The 15,723-nt window shown below is 65.2% G+C and carries 15 protein-coding genes and 1 tRNA gene; 8 read left to right on the forward strand and 8 right to left on the reverse strand.

Features of this window, described 5'->3' with window-relative positions; all coding sequences use genetic code 11:
- Positions 1-57: 57 nt before the first annotated feature.
- Together A4249_RS06545 and A4249_RS06550 are read left to right on the forward strand one after the other, a co-directional pair.
- Positions 58-873 (forward strand): ferredoxin--NADP reductase, encoded by an 816-nt coding sequence (locus tag A4249_RS06545; protein ID WP_066551643.1) that lies wholly within the window; start codon positions 58-60, stop codon positions 871-873.
- Between the two features lie 40 nt (positions 874-913).
- Positions 914-1,246 carry a chorismate mutase gene (locus tag A4249_RS06550; RefSeq protein WP_066551644.1) on the forward strand — a complete coding sequence of 111 codons (333 nt, stop codon included), beginning with the start codon at positions 914-916 and terminating at the stop codon, positions 1,244-1,246.
- Positions 1,247-1,261: 15 nt separating this feature from the next.
- Here A4249_RS06550 and A4249_RS06555 read toward each other — a convergent pair whose 3' ends face one another.
- The gene (locus tag A4249_RS06555) at positions 1,262-1,615 is read right to left on the reverse strand and encodes an Hpt domain-containing protein (protein WP_066551645.1); all 354 of its coding nucleotides are present in this window, start codon (positions 1,613-1,615) and stop codon (positions 1,262-1,264) included.
- Entirely contained in the window at positions 1,615-3,027 is a 1,413-nt protein-coding gene (locus tag A4249_RS06560; protein ID WP_066551646.1) for an amino acid permease, read from the reverse strand. Before A4249_RS06560 ends, A4249_RS06555 begins: the two co-directional genes overlap by 1 nt.
- A gap of 156 nt (positions 3,028-3,183) precedes the next feature.
- On the opposite strand from A4249_RS06560, the gene A4249_RS06565 reads away from it, so the two are divergent.
- Positions 3,184-3,259, forward strand: a tRNA-Lys gene (locus tag A4249_RS06565).
- 94 nt (positions 3,260-3,353) lie between these two features.
- On the forward strand, positions 3,354-4,736 hold the full coding sequence (gene gor, locus A4249_RS06570; protein WP_066551647.1) for a glutathione-disulfide reductase: 1,383 nt from the start codon (positions 3,354-3,356) through the stop codon (positions 4,734-4,736).
- 9 nt (positions 4,737-4,745) lie between these two features.
- On the opposite strand, the gene A4249_RS06575 is transcribed toward gor, so the two are convergent.
- On the reverse strand, positions 4,746-6,266 hold the full coding sequence (locus A4249_RS06575; protein WP_066551648.1) for a carboxylesterase/lipase family protein: 1,521 nt from the start codon (positions 6,264-6,266) through the stop codon (positions 4,746-4,748).
- A 119-nt stretch (positions 6,267-6,385) separates the two neighbouring features.
- On the opposite strand from A4249_RS06575, the gene A4249_RS06580 reads away from it, so the two are divergent.
- Together A4249_RS06580 and A4249_RS06585 are read left to right on the forward strand one after the other, a co-directional pair.
- Positions 6,386-7,894, forward strand: a complete 1,509-nt coding sequence (locus tag A4249_RS06580; protein WP_066551649.1) for a sensor histidine kinase — start codon at positions 6,386-6,388, stop codon at positions 7,892-7,894.
- Positions 7,891-8,268 carry a response regulator gene (locus tag A4249_RS06585; RefSeq protein ID WP_055755213.1) on the forward strand — a complete coding sequence of 126 codons (378 nt, stop codon included), beginning with the start codon at positions 7,891-7,893 and terminating at the stop codon, positions 8,266-8,268. The genes A4249_RS06580 and A4249_RS06585 overlap by 4 nt, the downstream gene beginning before the upstream one ends.
- Before the next feature lie 2 nt (positions 8,269-8,270).
- Here A4249_RS06585 and A4249_RS06590 read toward each other — a convergent pair whose 3' ends face one another.
- From A4249_RS06590 to A4249_RS06615, 5 genes are all read right to left on the reverse strand, one after another.
- Complete coding sequence (locus tag A4249_RS06590) at positions 8,271-8,816, reverse strand: hypothetical protein (protein WP_066551650.1); 546 nt, start codon at positions 8,814-8,816, stop codon at positions 8,271-8,273.
- A gap of 444 nt (positions 8,817-9,260) precedes the next feature.
- On the reverse strand, positions 9,261-9,788 hold the full coding sequence (locus A4249_RS17160; RefSeq protein WP_197458472.1) for a serine hydrolase: 528 nt from the start codon (positions 9,786-9,788) through the stop codon (positions 9,261-9,263).
- Between the two features lie 93 nt (positions 9,789-9,881).
- Positions 9,882-11,069, reverse strand: a complete 1,188-nt coding sequence (gene hutI / locus A4249_RS06605; RefSeq protein ID WP_066551653.1) for an imidazolonepropionase — start codon at positions 11,067-11,069, stop codon at positions 9,882-9,884.
- The gene (gene hutC / locus A4249_RS06610) at positions 11,066-11,791 is read right to left on the reverse strand and encodes a histidine utilization repressor (protein WP_066551654.1); all 726 of its coding nucleotides are present in this window, start codon (positions 11,789-11,791) and stop codon (positions 11,066-11,068) included. Before hutC ends, hutI begins: the two co-directional genes overlap by 4 nt.
- The gene (locus A4249_RS06615; RefSeq protein WP_156494644.1) at positions 11,788-13,164 is read right to left on the reverse strand and encodes a formimidoylglutamate deiminase; all 1,377 of its coding nucleotides are present in this window, start codon (positions 13,162-13,164) and stop codon (positions 11,788-11,790) included. The genes hutC and A4249_RS06615 overlap by 4 nt, the downstream gene beginning before the upstream one ends.
- Before the next feature lie 77 nt (positions 13,165-13,241).
- Here A4249_RS06615 and hutG point away from each other — a divergent pair, with 77 nt between their 5' ends.
- Together hutG and hutU are read left to right on the forward strand one after the other, a co-directional pair.
- Complete coding sequence (gene hutG / locus A4249_RS06620; protein WP_066551655.1) at positions 13,242-14,060, forward strand: N-formylglutamate deformylase; 819 nt, start codon at positions 13,242-13,244, stop codon at positions 14,058-14,060.
- On the forward strand, positions 14,057-15,721 hold the full coding sequence (gene hutU / locus A4249_RS06625; RefSeq protein ID WP_066551656.1) for a urocanate hydratase: 1,665 nt from the start codon (positions 14,057-14,059) through the stop codon (positions 15,719-15,721). The genes hutG and hutU overlap by 4 nt, the downstream gene beginning before the upstream one ends.
- Positions 15,722-15,723 lie beyond the last annotated feature (2 nt).

A 15,723-nucleotide genomic window follows, 5' to 3' on the forward strand; every position in this document is an offset into this window, starting at 1 on the left:
GCCGTGTGAAAGGCTTGTCCTTCCCTGCGAGGGGTTCTCAGATTAGAGAGACGCACGATGACAGACGCCGCCCTCTCCCCCGCCCCCGTGAAAGCCAGTCCGTTTAACGAGCTGGAGGTTCTGTGGGTGCGCCACTGGACCGACAGCCTGTTCAGCTTCGGCGTCAAACGGCCCGAGGATTTCCGCTTCCGCTCGGGCGAGTTTGTGATGATCGGCCTACCCGGCGAAGACGGCGGAAAGCCTGTTTTGCGCGCCTATTCCATCGCCAGCCCTTGCTGGGCCGAGGAGCTGGAGTTCTTCTCGATCAAGGTCGCCGACGGCCCCCTGACCTCGCGCCTGCAGAAGATACAGCCCGGCGACACCGTCCTGATGGGCAAGAAGCCGACGGGCACCCTGGTTCTGGACGCCCTGACCGGCGGCGAGCGCCTGTTCCTGATCGGCACGGGAACGGGTCTGGCGCCCTGGCTCAGCGTCGCGCGCGATCCAGAGACCTATTCCCGCTTCGGCCATGTCTATGTGATCCACACGGTCCGCAGCGTCGCCGACCTCGCCTACCGCGACTTCTTCACCCGCGAGATCCACGACGACCCCCTGATTGGGGAAGAGGCGCAGGCGCAACTGACCTACTACCCCACCGTCACTCGTGAGGACTTCGAGACGCCCGGCCGCATCACCGACCGCATCAAGTCCGGCGACTTCTTCCGCGATTTGGGCCTGCCCGAAGGGTTCGACCCCGCCCGCGACCGCGCCATGCTGTGCGGCTCCATGGCCATGATCAAGGAAGCCGGCGAACTGCTGGAGACCTATGGCCTGAAGGAAGGCTCCAACGCCGAACCGGCGGACTATGTGCTGGAGCGGGCCTTCGTCGGCTGACGACTTGGCTTGGGCGGCCTGACCCGCTAACCCCACGCCCATGTCAAAGCCTGCACTTGTCGCCGTCGATCCCCGCGTCGATCCGTCCGAATGCCAGTCCATGGCCGAGGTCCGCCAAGGCGTCGACGCCCTGGACCGTGCCCTGGTCGCCCTGCTGGCCGAGCGCCAGCGCTACATGGACGCCGCCGCCCGCATCAAGCCCGACCGCGACGCCGTCTTCGACCAAGCCCGCATCGACGACGTGGTCGCCAAGGTTCTGACCTCGGCCGAGGCCCACGATCTGTCACCCGACATCGCCGAACCCGTCTGGCGCCTGCTCATCGACCGCTGCATCGCCCACGAGTTCGCGACCTACGACCGCACGCGCAGTTGAACGTGACAAGCCCGTCTAGGTCTTGAGACTTCTCAGCATGATTTCGTGGCGATAGGCCGCGACATCAGCCAAGGCCGCCTCCAGCGCATCGCGCACCCGCTCCACAGCCGGCGCGGCCAGCTTCTGATCCACTGCTTCCGCCTCGGCGCAGATCATCGCCAGGTCTCGCGCGCCGATGCCCGCCGCCGCGCCCCGGATCGTATGGACCCCGTCGCGCCAGCCCTCGACCTTGGGATCCAGCATGACGGACCACAGGCCGGCCTGATTGACGAACAGGCCCAACACCTCATCATTGATGGCGTCGTCCCCCCCCGTCATGCCTTCCAGCACGGCGAAATCGACTGCGCCCGTCAGATCGCGCAACGCCATCAGGCCGCCGTCTCCTCGCCCTTGGCGAGGCGGGAGTTCCGCGAGGACCACAGCAGATAGATCGCCACGCCGACCACGTTCCAGACCACGAAGCCGATCTGCGTCACCGGCTTCAGGCTCAGGAAGAAGACCAGGCAGCCGATCACGCTGACCGCTCCAACGACCGGCCATAGCGGCGCCTTGAACACCCGCTTGCGGCCCGGCTCGCGGATGCGCAGCACGATCAGGCAAACCCCGACCGAGCAGAAGGCCGCCAGCGTCCCGGCGTTGGCCAGCGACGCCAGTTCGTCCAGCGGCAACAACCCCGCCAGAATCGCCACGACGATGGCGGTGAACACAGTCACCACCGCCGGCACGCCCCGGCTCGATACCTTGGCCAGGCGACGCGGCAGCAGGCCATCGCGCGCCATGCCCAGGAAGATGCGGCTTTGCCCGAACAGGAAGGCCAACAGCACGGTCGGAAGCGCGATCACCGCCGCCGCCGCGATCCACTGGGCCGCCGTCCCCTGCCCCATCTGACGCAGAATCAGGGCCAGCGGCTCGGGGCTGCTGGCGAAGGTCGCGACAGGTCGCGCGCCGATGGCTGCGGCCGCAACGACCAGATACAGCGCCGTACAGATCAGCATGGAGCCGACGATGCCGATGGCCAGGTCACGTTCGGGCTTCTTGGTCTCTTCCGCCGCCGTCGAAATGGCGTCGAAACCATAGAAGGCGAAGAAGATGATCGCCGCCGCGGCCATCACCCCCGTCTGAACGAACGGGGCTCCGAAGCCGTTGGGCATGAAGGGCGTGAAATGCTCGGGCTTGAACGCTGGCAGGGCGATGGCGACGAAGACCACCAAGGCCGCGATCTTGATCAGGACCAGCACTGCGTTCAGCGTCGCGCTCTCCTTGGTGCCCAGCAGCAGCAGGCCCGTAACCACCCCGATGATGGCCACGGCCGGCAGGTTGATGATCCCCCCCGCATGCGGCCCGGCGACCAGCGCCGTCGGCAGATCGATCCCCAGTCCGCTCAGGAAGCCCACCGCATAGCCGGACCAGCCCACCGCCACGGCGCTGACGACCAGCGAATATTCCAGGATCAGGCTCCACCCCACGATCCAGGCGATCAACTCGCCCAGCACGGCGTAGGAATAGGTATAGGCGCTGCCCGCCGTCGGCATCATGGTCGACAGCTCGGCATAGGCTAGGGCCGCGCAGGCGCAGACCAGTCCCGCAAGGCCGAAGCTGATCAACACGGCCGGCCCCGCCAGCCCGGCGCCCACGCCGATCAGCGTCAGGATGCCGGTGCCGACGATGGCGCCAACGCCCAAGGCCAGCAGGTGCGGCCAACTCAACGTCGGCTTCAGCCGCGGTCCGTCGTGCGGCGCCATCATGGTGTCGATCGATCGACGACGGTTCCAGAAGGCCATGATGTTCGCTCCCCCGCCGCTTGCCGCGGCTGATTCCACGGGGACCATACTCCGTCGCAGAAAGTTTGCGAAAGCGCTTGCCAACCCCCGAACCGCTGGGTAGTAGGAGCGCCCTTCGGCAAGCCCTCTGGTCCCCGAAGACGCAGACGATCGGTCGGGTGATTAGCTCAGTTGGTAGAGCAGCTGACTCTTAATCAGCGGGTCGTAGGTTCGAACCCTACATCACCCACCATCGTCTTTCTCTAGCTTACCAACAGTTTGAGCCTCTTGGATTTCGCGCGGCGCGGCTTAAATGCCGATGCCTGCCGCTGAACGGAATCCGACCTATGGCCGACTACGACTACGACCTCTTCGTCATCGGCGCCGGTTCGGGCGGGGTGCGGGCGGCGCGGCTGACGGCGCTGGACGGCAAGAAGGTCGCGGTCGCCGAGGAATATCGGGTCGGCGGCACCTGCGTCATCCGCGGCTGCGTGCCCAAGAAGTTCATGGTCATGGCGTCCGAGGTCAGCCACGCGCTCGAGATCGCCGAGGGTTACGGCTGGTCGTTCGACAATGCCAAGTTCGACTGGCCCACCTTCCTTGAAGCCAAGGACGTCGAGATCGCGCGCCTGTCCGGCATCTACGCCGCCAACCTGGGCAAGGCGGGGGTCGAACTGGTCCACGGGCGGGCGGTCCTGAAAGACGCCCACACGGTCGAGATCGCCGGCAAGGATCGCACCATCACCGCCGAGAAGATCCTGATCGCCACGGGCGGCCGCCCCTGGAAGCCGGACGAACTGCCGGGGATCGAGCACGCCATCACGTCCGAAGAAGCCTTCCACCTTCCGGAACTGCCCAAGCGCATCCTGATCGCGGGCGGCGGCTATATCGCGGTGGAGTTCGCCGGCATCTTCGCGGGCCTGGGCGTCGAGACGACACTGATCTATCGCGGCCCCAACATCCTGCGCGGCTTCGACGACGATGTGCGCGCACACCTGGCCGGAGAGATCGAAAAGCGTGGCATCAAGGTCATTCTGGGCTGCCAGCACGAGAAGATCGAAAAGACCGACACCGGCCTCGTCAACCACCTCGAAAACGGCATGAAGCTGGAGACGGACGTCGTCATGTTCGCCACCGGCCGCATCCCTCACGTTAAGGATCTGGGGCTGGAGAACGCAGGCGTCGAGCTGAATGAAGCGGGCGCCATCAAGGTCGATCCCCATTCCAGGACGACGGCGGACAACATCTGGGCCATCGGCGACGTCACCGACCGGATGAACCTGACGCCCGTCGCCATCCGCGAAGCCGTCGCCTTCCATCAGACCGTCTATCGCGACAATCCCCAGCACTTCGACTACGAGGCCGTGGCCACCGCCGTCTTCAGCCAGCCGCCGGTCGGGGTCGTGGGCCTCAGCGAGGCGGAGGCCCGCCGCTCCTGCTCGAACGGCGTCGATGTCTATGTCACCCGGTTCCGGCCGATGAAATACGCCTTCACCGGCTCTGATGAGCGGGTGCTGATGAAGCTGGTGGTCGATGCCGACAGCCAGCGGGTGGTCGGCGTCCATATCGTCGGCCCCGACAGCCCCGAGATGATCCAGCTGGCCGCGATCGCCGTGAAGGCCGGCCTGACCAAGGCGCAGTGGGACGCCACCTGCGCCGTCCACCCGACCATGGCGGAAGAGCTGGTCACGCTGAAGGAGAAGCAGTCGGGCGCGACCTCCGCCGGCTGACGCTTGCTCCTAGGGCCGGGGCCGCTCGCGGAACCGCTCGAGCAGGTCCAGCCGGGCGCTGAAGGGCACGGGCGTCACTGCCGGTCCCCGATTGCCGAAGTTCATCAGCCGGGTATCCACAAGGGTCGCCGTAGGCCAGCGCGGCCGCCCGACTCCGTTGGGATCGCCCGAGCGCGCGAATGCGGTCCAATAGCCCATCATGGCCTCCGACGCCTTTCGATCCCGATCCTCGACCGGATACGGCAGGGTGTTCAACGTGCCGAACACATAGGGCCGCTCGATCGCATGGGTCGCGCCGCCATGCGGCTCGGGATTCTGCGGCGACGAGATATCGAACCGATAGAGCCAGGCCGGATGGCCCGCCTTGGCATGCAGCCGCGCCAACATCCGGGCCGGTTCCGAAAACACCAGATCCGTGATCGCCAGCTTGTCGAACGCCTCCAGCCCGCCATAGGCCTGAACGGCGTCGGCGCGCTCAAGCCAGGTCATGTCGTCGTCGATCTGACCATAGCCGTTGCGATCCGTGGGCCGCATCCACCAGAACTCGGCGCTGTTGCTGCCGATGATGAAGGGCACCGGGGCTTGCCGCCCCGCCTTGAACGCCGCCTCAACCGTGGACGGCACGATCCGCCCGTCGATCAGCGTCAGGTCGCCGTTGGCGAAGACCGGAGGCGGCGTCAGGAACAGATCGGCCGGCGCCGCGCGCAAATCCGCCGCCATTCGCAATCCCGCGCCATAGGCCCAGACCTCGCCGCGCTCCCGCGCTGAAGGCGCGCCATAGGGGCCCTTGCGGTCCAGCGGCGTCTGCAGCTCACGGCCCAGACCGGACTGAACGATCGCCCGATCGAACAGTCCGCGCGCCGGCGGCGAGATCATCAGCCGCGTAACGATCGCCCCGCCTGCCGATTCGCCGAAGATGGTCACGTTCTTGGGGTCGCCGCCAAAGGCTGCGATATTGGCGCGCACCCATTTCAGCGCCGCCGTCACGTCCATAAGGCCGTAATTTCCCGCCGCCTCGCCCGCCGGTCGCTCGGCCGCCAGCGCCGGATGATCGAAGAAGCCCAGCCGCCCCAGTCGATAGTTCAGCGTCACCACGACCATGCCGCGCTTGGCCAGGTTCGTTCCGTCATACAGCGGCGCGGTTCCCGACCCGTTCACCAGGCCGCCGCCGTGGATCCAGACCATGACCGGCGCGGGCTGAGCCGCGCTGATGGACCGCCAGACGTTCAGGTTCAGACAGTCCTCGCTCATCGGCAAGGGACCGACGCCGGGGTCGCCGTTCGGGGGCGCCTGGATGCACAGCGGACCGTAGGCCGAGGCGTCCCGCTGGCCTTGCCAGGTCGGCGCGGGACCGGGCGGTCGCCAACGCCGCTCGGCCGTCGGCGGCGCCGCATAGGGAATGTTCTTGAACGCCGCCACATCGGCATCCGCACGTCCGTTCAGGACGCCCTGCGGAATGCGGACGGTGGGCTGGTCGGCTGCGGGCGCCATCATGAGCGAGAGGGTGGCGAAAACGCCGGCGATTGTCATGCGCGCTGATTAGCAAATTACGGCGGCGCGCCAATCATCTTGCGATCACAGATCACGACACTCGGCGAGAGAACCGATTTCGATGTGGCGCGTTATCGCCAAGCTGTGCGGGGTAGGCGTTGAACGAAACAGTAAAATCAAGCGACCTGACCGTCGATCTGGGCGCGGCCTTCGAAGCCTCGCCCAATCCATATGTGCTGGTCACACCCGATCTTCGAATCGCCGAAGTCAACCAAGCCTATATGGATGTCACGGGCGCCAAGCGCAGCGAAGTGTTGGGCCAACCTCTTTTTGCCGCCTTTGACTCGGGCCCTGGCTCGGACGCCCCGGAGAACGTCCGCCAAGTCCGTGCTTCACTGGAAAAGGCGCGCGACACCCGACAACGCGATCACCTGGCGGTCGTTCGCTTTTCAATGCCCCGAACCCAGCCGGACGGCAGCGAGATTTTCGAAGAGCGCCTTTGGAGCGCCACCCACACGCCCATACTGAACGCCGACGGCGAAGTGGTCATGCTGCTTCAGCACACCACGGATGTGACGGATCTGGCGCCCGTCATCCGCCCGGATGAGCCGACAACCGCGCTGGACGCGATTGTCGGCGGCTCGGTCCTGCGTCGCGCCCAGTCGGTGCAGGAGGACAATCGTCGCCTGGAGACCGAGCGCAACCGTCTGGTCGAAATGTTCATGCAGGCCCCCGGCTTCGTCGCCATCCTGTCCGGGCCGGATCACCGGTTCCAGATGCACAACGACGCCTACAGCCAACTCATTGGTCACAGGGATATCGCCGGCAAGCCCGTCAGGCAGGCCCTGCCGGAACTGGAAGGCCAAGGCTTCTACGAGTTTCTCGACAGCGTCTTCGCCACAGGCGAACCCTATGAAGGCCGCGAGAGCGCAGCGCAGTTGCAGCGCAAGCCCGACGGGCTGCTCGAAACCGTCTATCTCAACTTCATCTATCAGCCGATCCGAGACGACGCGGGCGCGGTCGTGGGCATCTTCGTTCAGGGCCACGACATCACCGAAAACGTGCTGGCCGCCCAGCGCCAGAAATTGATGATCGACGAACTGAATCACCGCGTGAAAAACACACTCGCCACGGTCCAATCCATCGCGATCCAGACGGCCCGTTCCAACACCGACCCGGCCAGCTTCGCCGAGACCTTCCAGTCCCGGATCATGGCCCTGTCGCACACCCACAATCTGCTGACGCAAAGCCATTGGGAGGGCGCCGACCTGCGCGCCATCCTGGAACATGAGACTGAAGCTTACGGGCCGACCCGCATAAGCCTGAATGGACCACCGGTGGCGCTGGAGCCGGCCGTCGTTCTGTCTCTGGGCATGATCTTCCATGAGCTTGCGACAAATGCCGCCAAATACGGCGCGCTGCATACGCCGGACGGTCGCATCCTCATCGACTGGGGTCTGGCGGATCAGCGCGACCGCAAACTGAAGCTGAGCTGGCGCGAAATCGGCGGCCCCAAAGTTACGGTTCCGGACAGAAGAGGCTTCGGTAGCCGTTTGATAGAACGAAACATTCGACATGATCTGGCGGGCGAGATCGATCTGGTCTACGCCCCCGATGGATTGATCGCGGAACTGACGGTTCCACTGGACAGGACGGCCGCACAATGACTCAACCTCTGACCGGTCGCCGTGTCCTCGTGGTCGAGGACGAATCGCTCGTCGCCATGCTTCTGGAAACGATTCTGGAAGACATGGAATGCGTGCCGATCGGTCCGGCCTCCAATGTGGACGACGGTCAAAGACTGGCCCGGGACACGGAAAATCTCGACGCCGCATTGCTGGACGTGAACGTCGCCGGCCGTCAGGTCTTTCCCGTCGCGGAGGCATTGAAGGAACGCGGCGTGCCGTTCGTCTTTTCGACCGGCTACGGCGAAGGCGGACTGCCCGACGAATGGCGCGGCCAGCCCACGATCCAGAAACCCTTCACAGAAGCCGCCATCCGCGACGCCCTGATGAAGGCAATGGGAGTCGCCGAGGCCTGACCCTAACTCGGCATCCGCCGTGGCGCGAACCACCCGGCGTCCGTTCGGTAGATGCTGCCGGCGGCTGTCAGAATTTCCAGAGTGTGTCTTAGGCTTTCGGCGACGGCCTTCGCGCCTTTTGGAATCTCGAGACAGGATTGGAGATGTTGGACGCCCAACGGCCGCCCTTCCCCGCGCATCACCTCCAACATGGTTATAATTCGCGCGATTTCGTCAGACGGTAAGATCGGGCGAGAGGCGGTTGCCTCCTTCTGCACCGATAGGTGTGATTTGCGAGATTTAGGAAAGTTGACTGTCTGGTAGACAGGACGGAGATAGCGAATTTGTCCCGCGTCTTCCTCCGCAGCTCGACTTCGGTTGAGTTCCACCAGATGTGAAATGACGGCCTCGTCACCGAGATCAGAGGGCCATCCATAAGCTTGCAGCACCAGCGCATCCAAACGCTGGCTCGCATGCAAAAGCAGATCCACGCAGCCTGCCTGCCGGATGGCTCGATCATGCTCGGTAAGCGCTACCCCGGCCAAGACCTTCTCCATCACGTTGTACAAGGCCCGTCATCGTTAGGTCCGCATTTTGGCCCACCACGCGCGATCTCAAATCGTCCAGCCCCTCAGCAACGGTGGCGATTTCCTCGCGCAGCAATGGACTTGCGTCGGGGAAGGGAAAGCGGTCGAAACACATTCCCTTAGAATAGACAGGGCGATCTTCGAGCTTCCCACCAACGGCAAGCGCCCACACCCTCTCTGGCATCTGCAGCAAAGGCATAAAGCGCTAAAGTTCGAGGAAGCTTTGTCCGGGCTGGGATGAGATGACTGCGGCTCTGCCAAGACCCAAGCGAGCTGTTCACTGCGCCGGATATCGTCGAGTGTGGTCTAGTTACAACAAGGCCTCGGCGCTCCTGGAAGCAGCCGAGCCTCGGCCCCATCGCTCAGCGCACTAGCATCCGGCTATCGAGCGGATGCTATTCGTGAGGCTCGGATCGTCGCAGCGACCTAAACCGCCTGAAGCTCGAAGATCGACTCCGCAAACACGTTGATGTCGTCTTGAGACAAATCTGTGTTGCTGAGCACGACCACGGAGCGACGGTCGGTCGGACGATAGGCGAGCAGGGTCTTATAGCCACCTACCGCACCAGTCTCCCACGCAACCGGTCCCAACGGGCCTTGGCGAACACGTCCTCCCAGAGCGTATCTTTGGTCCTGATATCTGATGGTCATCAAGTTCGACCGTGATTCAGGAGACAGCAACGCGCCACTCATGACGTGATCTGCGAAGGCGATGAGATCGGAAGCAGTGCTGTAGAATGTGCCGGAAGCAGCGCCGTATCCGTAGCACGTCGTCATATCCAGATTGGCTTGCGTCGTCGGGCCGTCAAAGGCAGGAACCTTACGATCCGTTCGAACCCGTAATCGGGGTCGCCGACCTTTTCGTCGTTCGGAGCGGCGACGCCAAGCACCCTGCAGAGTTGGATAACGAAAGACTGTGCTGTCTGCCGCTCTGAAGCCGACGCGTTTGTCCAAGTCCTGATGAAATCTTCCACATCCATAAGTCGCACTCCAGAACAGGACTGCGCCTTTGCGTGCATTTTAATCGGCCACAACCGGGGATTATGTTTAGCCGAGAAGCATCGGCTTTCCTAACCAATAGGAGAGTTCAGCAGGCCGCGAGATGTCCCAAATCGCCAAATCAGCGGCTTTGCCATTTTCGATGGTGCCGATCTCACCCGACATACCCAGCGCCCGCGCAGCCTCTCGGGTCGCGCCGGCCAGGGCCTCTTCCGGCGTAAGACGGAACTGAACGCAGGCGAGGTTCAGCGCGGCGGTCATGGAAGCGACTGGCGAGGTGCCGGGGTTGCAGTCGGTGGCGACGGCCATCCGCACGCCGTAGCGGCGCAGGAAATCGATGGGCGGGGCCTTGGTCTCACGCAGCATCAAATAGGCGCCGGGGAGCAGGACGGCGACCACGCCTGCGGCGGCCATGGCGGCGACGCCTTCCTCGTTCGCATGTTCGATGTGATCGGCGGACAAAGCCTGATACCGCGCCGCCAGGGCCGCACCGCCGCCGTTCGACAACTGATCGGCGTGCAGCTTCACCGGAAGACCTAGAACCCGCGCCCTATCGAAGAGACGCGACACCTCTGCGGTTGAGAAGGCGATGGGTTCACAATAGGCGTCGACCGCATCGACCAGACCTTCGGCATGGGCGGCAGGCAGGATGTGGTCGATGGCCAGATCGACATAGGCGGCCCGGTCGTCGCGATATTCGGGCGGCACGGCATGCAGACCGAGATAGCTGGTACGGACACGCACCCCGCCCTCGCGCCCGATCCTGCGCGCGACGCGCAGCATCTTGAGCTCCGTCTCAAGGTCGAGACCATAGCCGGACTTGATCTCGACGGTGGTGACCCCTGTGGCCTTCAGCCCCGCCAGACGCGTCATGGCCGACGCGAACAGATCATCCTCCGACGCGGCGCGCGTGGCCTTCACGGACGAGACGATGCCGCCGCCCGCCCGCGCGATCTCCTCATAGGTCGCTCCGCCCAGCCGCTGTTCAAACTCGGCCGAACGGTCGCCGCCGAACACCAGATGGGTGTGGCAGTCGATCAGACCAGGCGTGATCCATCGCCCGTCCAGCCGCTCGGTTTCAGCCGCTTCCACGGCCGGCAGGTCAGCGCGCGGTCCCACCCAGACGATGCGGCCATCGGCGACGACCACGGCGGCGTCCTGAATCGCGCCATAAGGGACCGGTCCCTTGACCATGGTGGCGGCATGGCAATCGATCAGCAGACGGTCGGCCTTCATCGGCGAGGCTCCTTTGCCAGAACGGGTGAATGAGCGGACGAGAAGCGCGCCACCAAATCGTAGCGGTCGCCGGGGAAGGTCTGCCACACCCGCGTCACCCCCTGCCCGTCCCGCCATGTCCGGCGCTCGACGCACAGGCAGGCGGCGCCGGGCTTGAGTTCCAGTAGGCGTGCAGAGCGGGCGTCGGCCGCGATCGCTGAAATGCGGTTCTCAGCCTCAGTCCAAGGCGCGGAGTCCAGCAGCCAGCTTCCTGGCGGAACCGTATGAAAATCCACGTCTATGGCTTGAGGCGCCGCGCCGAGCGCGATGAGCCGATGTTCCAAGGCCAGCGGCGCGCCGTCGGCGCTGTGCAGACACGTCATATCCAGCAGGCGACCTCCCGACGCGAGTTCGATTTCGTCCTCACCGTCCGGCTCGCGTTCGATCTGCTCCAGCAGGACATAGCCGTAAACCTGCCCGCGCTCGATCACCTCGGCCCGCAAATCGGGAATAGCCAGGACGGCGGCGTGGGCCTTGGGCTGGGCGACGAAGGTGCCGGCGCGACGCCGACGCGTCACCAGCCCCCGCCCCGCCAGTTCCGAGATGGCTTTGGAGACCGTCATTCGCGAACAGTCGTAGCGTTCGGTCAGCTCATGCTCGAACGGAATGCGGTCGCCGGGCGATAGCTCGCCGGACAGGATAAGCCCCTCAAGGTCGGCATAGATGCGGCGATGTAGGCTCACCCCAACACCGCCGACAGGGCCTTGCGATAGCGCGCCTCGATGCCGTCTCGGGCGATATGGCGGCCGTCTTTCACGACCTCGCGGCCCGCTCGCCACACCGAACGGATCGAGCCCGTCGGCGCGCCGAAGATCCAGCTGTCGAGCACCGCATCGCCCGACCGTCCCGCAAAGGCGACGCCGCTCGTATTCAGCGATACGATGTCCGCCGACGCCTTGGCGCTAAGACCCGACGCCGCTCCTGTCGCCCGGACGCCGCCCGCTAACGCGCGATCAAATAAGGCGCGGCCCGTCGAGCGTTCAGGGTCCGCCATGACGGCGCGACCGCGCCGCGCCAGCCGCTGACTGTATTCCAGCATTCGCAGTTCCTCCGCGACGCCGATCTGCACGTTGGAATCGGTCCCGATGCCGAACCGCCCGCCGCCGCGCGTGAAATCGACCGCCGGGAAGACGCCGTCGCCCAGATTGGCCTCGGTGATCGGGCACAGGCCGACGACGGCGTCGCGCGCGACGACGCCGCGCCACTCGGCCTCAGTCACATGGGTGGAATGTATCAGGCACCAACGCGGATCGATCGGCGCATTGGCCAGGAGCCATTCGACCGGCCGCGCGCCCGACCAGGCCAGACAGTCCGCGACCTCCTTGGTCTGTTCGGCCACATGGATATGGATCGGCCCATCGCCCGCCAGCGCCGGCATGGCCGCCAGTTCGTTCGGGCTGACGGCGCGCAGGCTGTGCGGCGCCACCCCGACCACGGCGTCGGGCACATCGGCGGTCAGGGTGCGGCATCGCGAGACCAGATCGGCGAACCCGTCCAGATCGTTGATGAAGCGCCTTTGCCCGTGCGACGGCGGCTGTCCCCCGAACCCGGCATGGGCGTAGAAGACCGGCAGCAGGGTCAGGGCGATGCCCGTCGTCTGCGCCGCCCCGACGATCCGCGTCGCGATCTCGGCCCGATCGGCATAGGCCGCGCCCGACGGGGCGTTGTGCAGATAATGGAACTCGGCGACGCGGGTGAAGCCGCCCTCCAGCATTTCCATGAAGACCAGGGCGGTGATGGCCTCGATCTCTTCCGGACCGCCCCGATCCAGGAAACGGTACATCAGCTCGCGCCAAGTCCAGAAGTCGTCGTCCGAAGCCCCCCTCGCCTCGGTCAGGCCCGCCATGGCGCGCTGAAAGGCGTGGCTGTGGACATTTGCGACGCCCGGCAGGGCGACACCGCCCCCTTCGTCAGCCGGGCTGCGCGCAACGTCTGTTTCCAGACTGACAATCCGTCCGCCAGCCACGACGATCCGCACGTCGTGCGCCCATCCATCCGGCAAAAGGGCCGCCTCGAACCAGAGGGTGCGATCCACAGGCTGCGGCTGAAGGGTCACTGGACAGGTCCGTGTCGTTGCGATCAATATGTCTAGACATACCACGATGGATCGATTTGGCGAGGGAGGCCGAACGGATGCAGGACTGGCTGACCATCCACGAAGGCACGGCGCCGCTGGTGATCGGCCTGCCGCACACGGGGACCGACATTCCGACCGCCATCGAGGCGCGGATGACCTCATCCTGGCTGGCCCGCAAGGACGCGGACTGGTGGGTGGATCGGCTGTACGACTTCGCGATCGACATGGGTGCCACCCTGGTGCGAACGGGTGTGTCCCGAAGCGTCATCGATGTGAATCGCGATCCGTCGGGCGTCTCTCTCTATCCCGGTATGACCACGACCGGCCTGTGCCCGACCGAGACCTTCGACGGGGAGCCGCTGTATCGGCCAGGCCAGGAACCCAATCCGGCCGAAATCGCCGAGCGACGCGCGATCTGGTTCGATCCCTATCACGCCGCCCTGCAGGGCCAGTTGGATCGACTGCGCAGCGCCGGCCCGGTCGTCCTCTACGACGCCCATTCCATCCGGTCTGTCGTGCCGCGCCTGTTCGAGGGCGAACTGCCTCAGTTCAACATCGGCGACAACGACGGCTCCACCTGCGCCGGCGACTTGACGCAGGCTGTCGAAAAAGCCTGTACGATCAGCAGCGACAGCGTCGTCGTCAACGGCCGCTTCAAGGGCGGGTGGACCACCCGCCATTACGGCCAACCCGACGCAGGTGTTCACGCCATTCAGATGGAGTTGGCGGACCGGGGCTACATCCTCGATCCCGCCGGACCGGTGTCGTCCGACAACTGGCCCAGCCTCTATGAGCCGGACCGCGCCGAGCCGATGCGCGGCCATATGCGCCGCGTCCTGACCGCCTGCATCGCCTTCGCCGAGAGCCAACGATGAACACGCCCAACGCCCGGATCGTCCGCAGCCCGCGCGGACCGGAAAAGACCGCCAAGACCTGGGCCGCCGAGGCGGCCATGCGCATGCTGATGAACAACCTCGATCCCGAGGTGGCCGAGCGGCCGCAGGACCTCGTCGTCTATGGCGGCATCGGCAAGGCGGCGCGGGACTGGGCGGCGTTCGACAGGATCGTGGAGACGCTGAAGACGCTCGAAGCCGATGAAACCCTGCTGGTGCAATCGGGCAAGCCGGTCGGCGTCTTCCGCACGCATGCCGACGCCCCACGCGTGCTGATCGCCAACTCCAACCTGGTGCCGAAATGGGCGACCTGGGAGCATTTCAACGAACTCGATCGCAAGGGCCTGGCCATGTATGGCCAGATGACCGCCGGCTCGTGGATTTACATCGGCACCCAAGGCATCGTCCAAGGCACCTACGAGACCTTCATGGAGGCGGGCCGCCAGCACTACGGCGGCGACTGGTCGGGCAAATGGATCCTGACGGCAGGCTTGGGCGGCATGGGCGGAGCACAGCCTCTCGCGGCGACCATGGCGGGGGCTTCGTGCATCACGATCGAATGCCAACGCAGCCGGATCGAGTTCCGCCTGCGGACACACTACGTCGACGTCATGGCCGAAACTCTGGACCAAGCCCTGGCGTTGCTGGAGCAATCGTTCCGGGACAAGAAACCCTTGTCGATCGGCCTGTTGGGCAATGCAGCCGATCTGTTGCCTGAAATGGTTCGTCGCGGCGTGCGGCCCGATCTCGTTACCGACCAGACGAGCGCGCACGATCTGATCAACGGCTATCTCCCCTCGGGCTGGACCGTCGCGGAGTGGGAAGACAAGCGCGTCAGCGATCCAAACAGCGTCGCCGCCGCTGCGCGCACCTCCATCGTCGCTCATGTGAAGGCCATGCTGGACTTTCAGGCGATGGGCGTGCCGACGACCGACTATGGCAACAACATTCGTCAGGTCGCCTTCGATGCGGGCGTGACGAACGCTTTCGACTTCCCCGGCTTCGTGCCTGCCTACATCCGCCCGCTGTTCTGTCGGGGCATCGGGCCGTTCCGCTGGGCGGCCCTCACCGGCGATTTGGAAGACATCAAGAAAACAGACGCGGCGATGAAGCGCCTGTTCCCCGACAACGCCGGTCTGCACCGCTGGCTCGACATGGCGGGCGACCGCATTGCTTTTCAGGGGCTTCCAGCCCGCATCTGCTGGATCGGATTGGGTGATCGCCACCGCGCCGGCCTGATGTTCAACGACATGGTGGCGTCGGGCGAACTGTCCGGGCCCATCGTTATAGGCCGCGATCATCTGGACAGCGGCTCGGTCGCCAGCCCGAACCGCGAGACCGAGGCCATGATGGACGGCTCAGACGCCGTGTCCGACTGGCCGCTGCTGAACGCCTTGCTGAACACGGCCTCGGGCGCCAGCTGGGTGTCGCTGCACCACGGCGGCGGTGTCGGCATGGGCTATTCCCAGCACTCAGGCGTCGTCATCGTCGCGGACGGGACGCCGGAGGCCGCCCAACGGCTTGAACGGGTGCTGTGGAACGACCCCGCCACCGGCGTCATGCGTCACGCCGACGCCGGCTATGAGATCGCCCGCGCGTCCGCGCGCGAGCACGAACTGAACCTTCCGAGCCTGAAGGCCTGAGC

Source organism: Brevundimonas sp. GW460-12-10-14-LB2, assembly GCF_001636925.1.
GTDB lineage: Bacteria > Pseudomonadota > Alphaproteobacteria > Caulobacterales > Caulobacteraceae > Brevundimonas > Brevundimonas vesicularis.

Coding starts and splice junctions, on each gene's coding strand:
- A4249_RS06545 (WP_066551643.1), top strand. CDS start 58: ATGACAGACGCCGCCCTCTCCCCCGCCCCCGTGAAAGCCAGTCCGTTT.
- A4249_RS06550 (WP_066551644.1), top strand. CDS start 914: ATGTCAAAGCCTGCACTTGTCGCCGTCGATCCCCGCGTCGATCCGTCC.
- A4249_RS06555 (WP_066551645.1), bottom strand. CDS start 1,615: ATGGCGTTGCGCGATCTGACGGGCGCAGTCGATTTCGCCGTGCTGGAA.
- A4249_RS06560 (WP_066551646.1), bottom strand. CDS start 3,027: ATGGCCTTCTGGAACCGTCGTCGATCGATCGACACCATGATGGCGCCG.
- gor (WP_066551647.1), top strand. CDS start 3,354: ATGGCCGACTACGACTACGACCTCTTCGTCATCGGCGCCGGTTCGGGC.
- A4249_RS06575 (WP_066551648.1), bottom strand. CDS start 6,266: ATGACAATCGCCGGCGTTTTCGCCACCCTCTCGCTCATGATGGCGCCC.
- A4249_RS06585 (WP_055755213.1), top strand. CDS start 7,891: ATGACTCAACCTCTGACCGGTCGCCGTGTCCTCGTGGTCGAGGACGAA.
- hutI (WP_066551653.1), bottom strand. CDS start 11,069: ATGAAGGCCGACCGTCTGCTGATCGATTGCCATGCCGCCACCATGGTC.
- hutG (WP_066551655.1), top strand. CDS start 13,242: ATGCAGGACTGGCTGACCATCCACGAAGGCACGGCGCCGCTGGTGATC.
- hutU (WP_066551656.1), top strand. CDS start 14,057: ATGAACACGCCCAACGCCCGGATCGTCCGCAGCCCGCGCGGACCGGAA.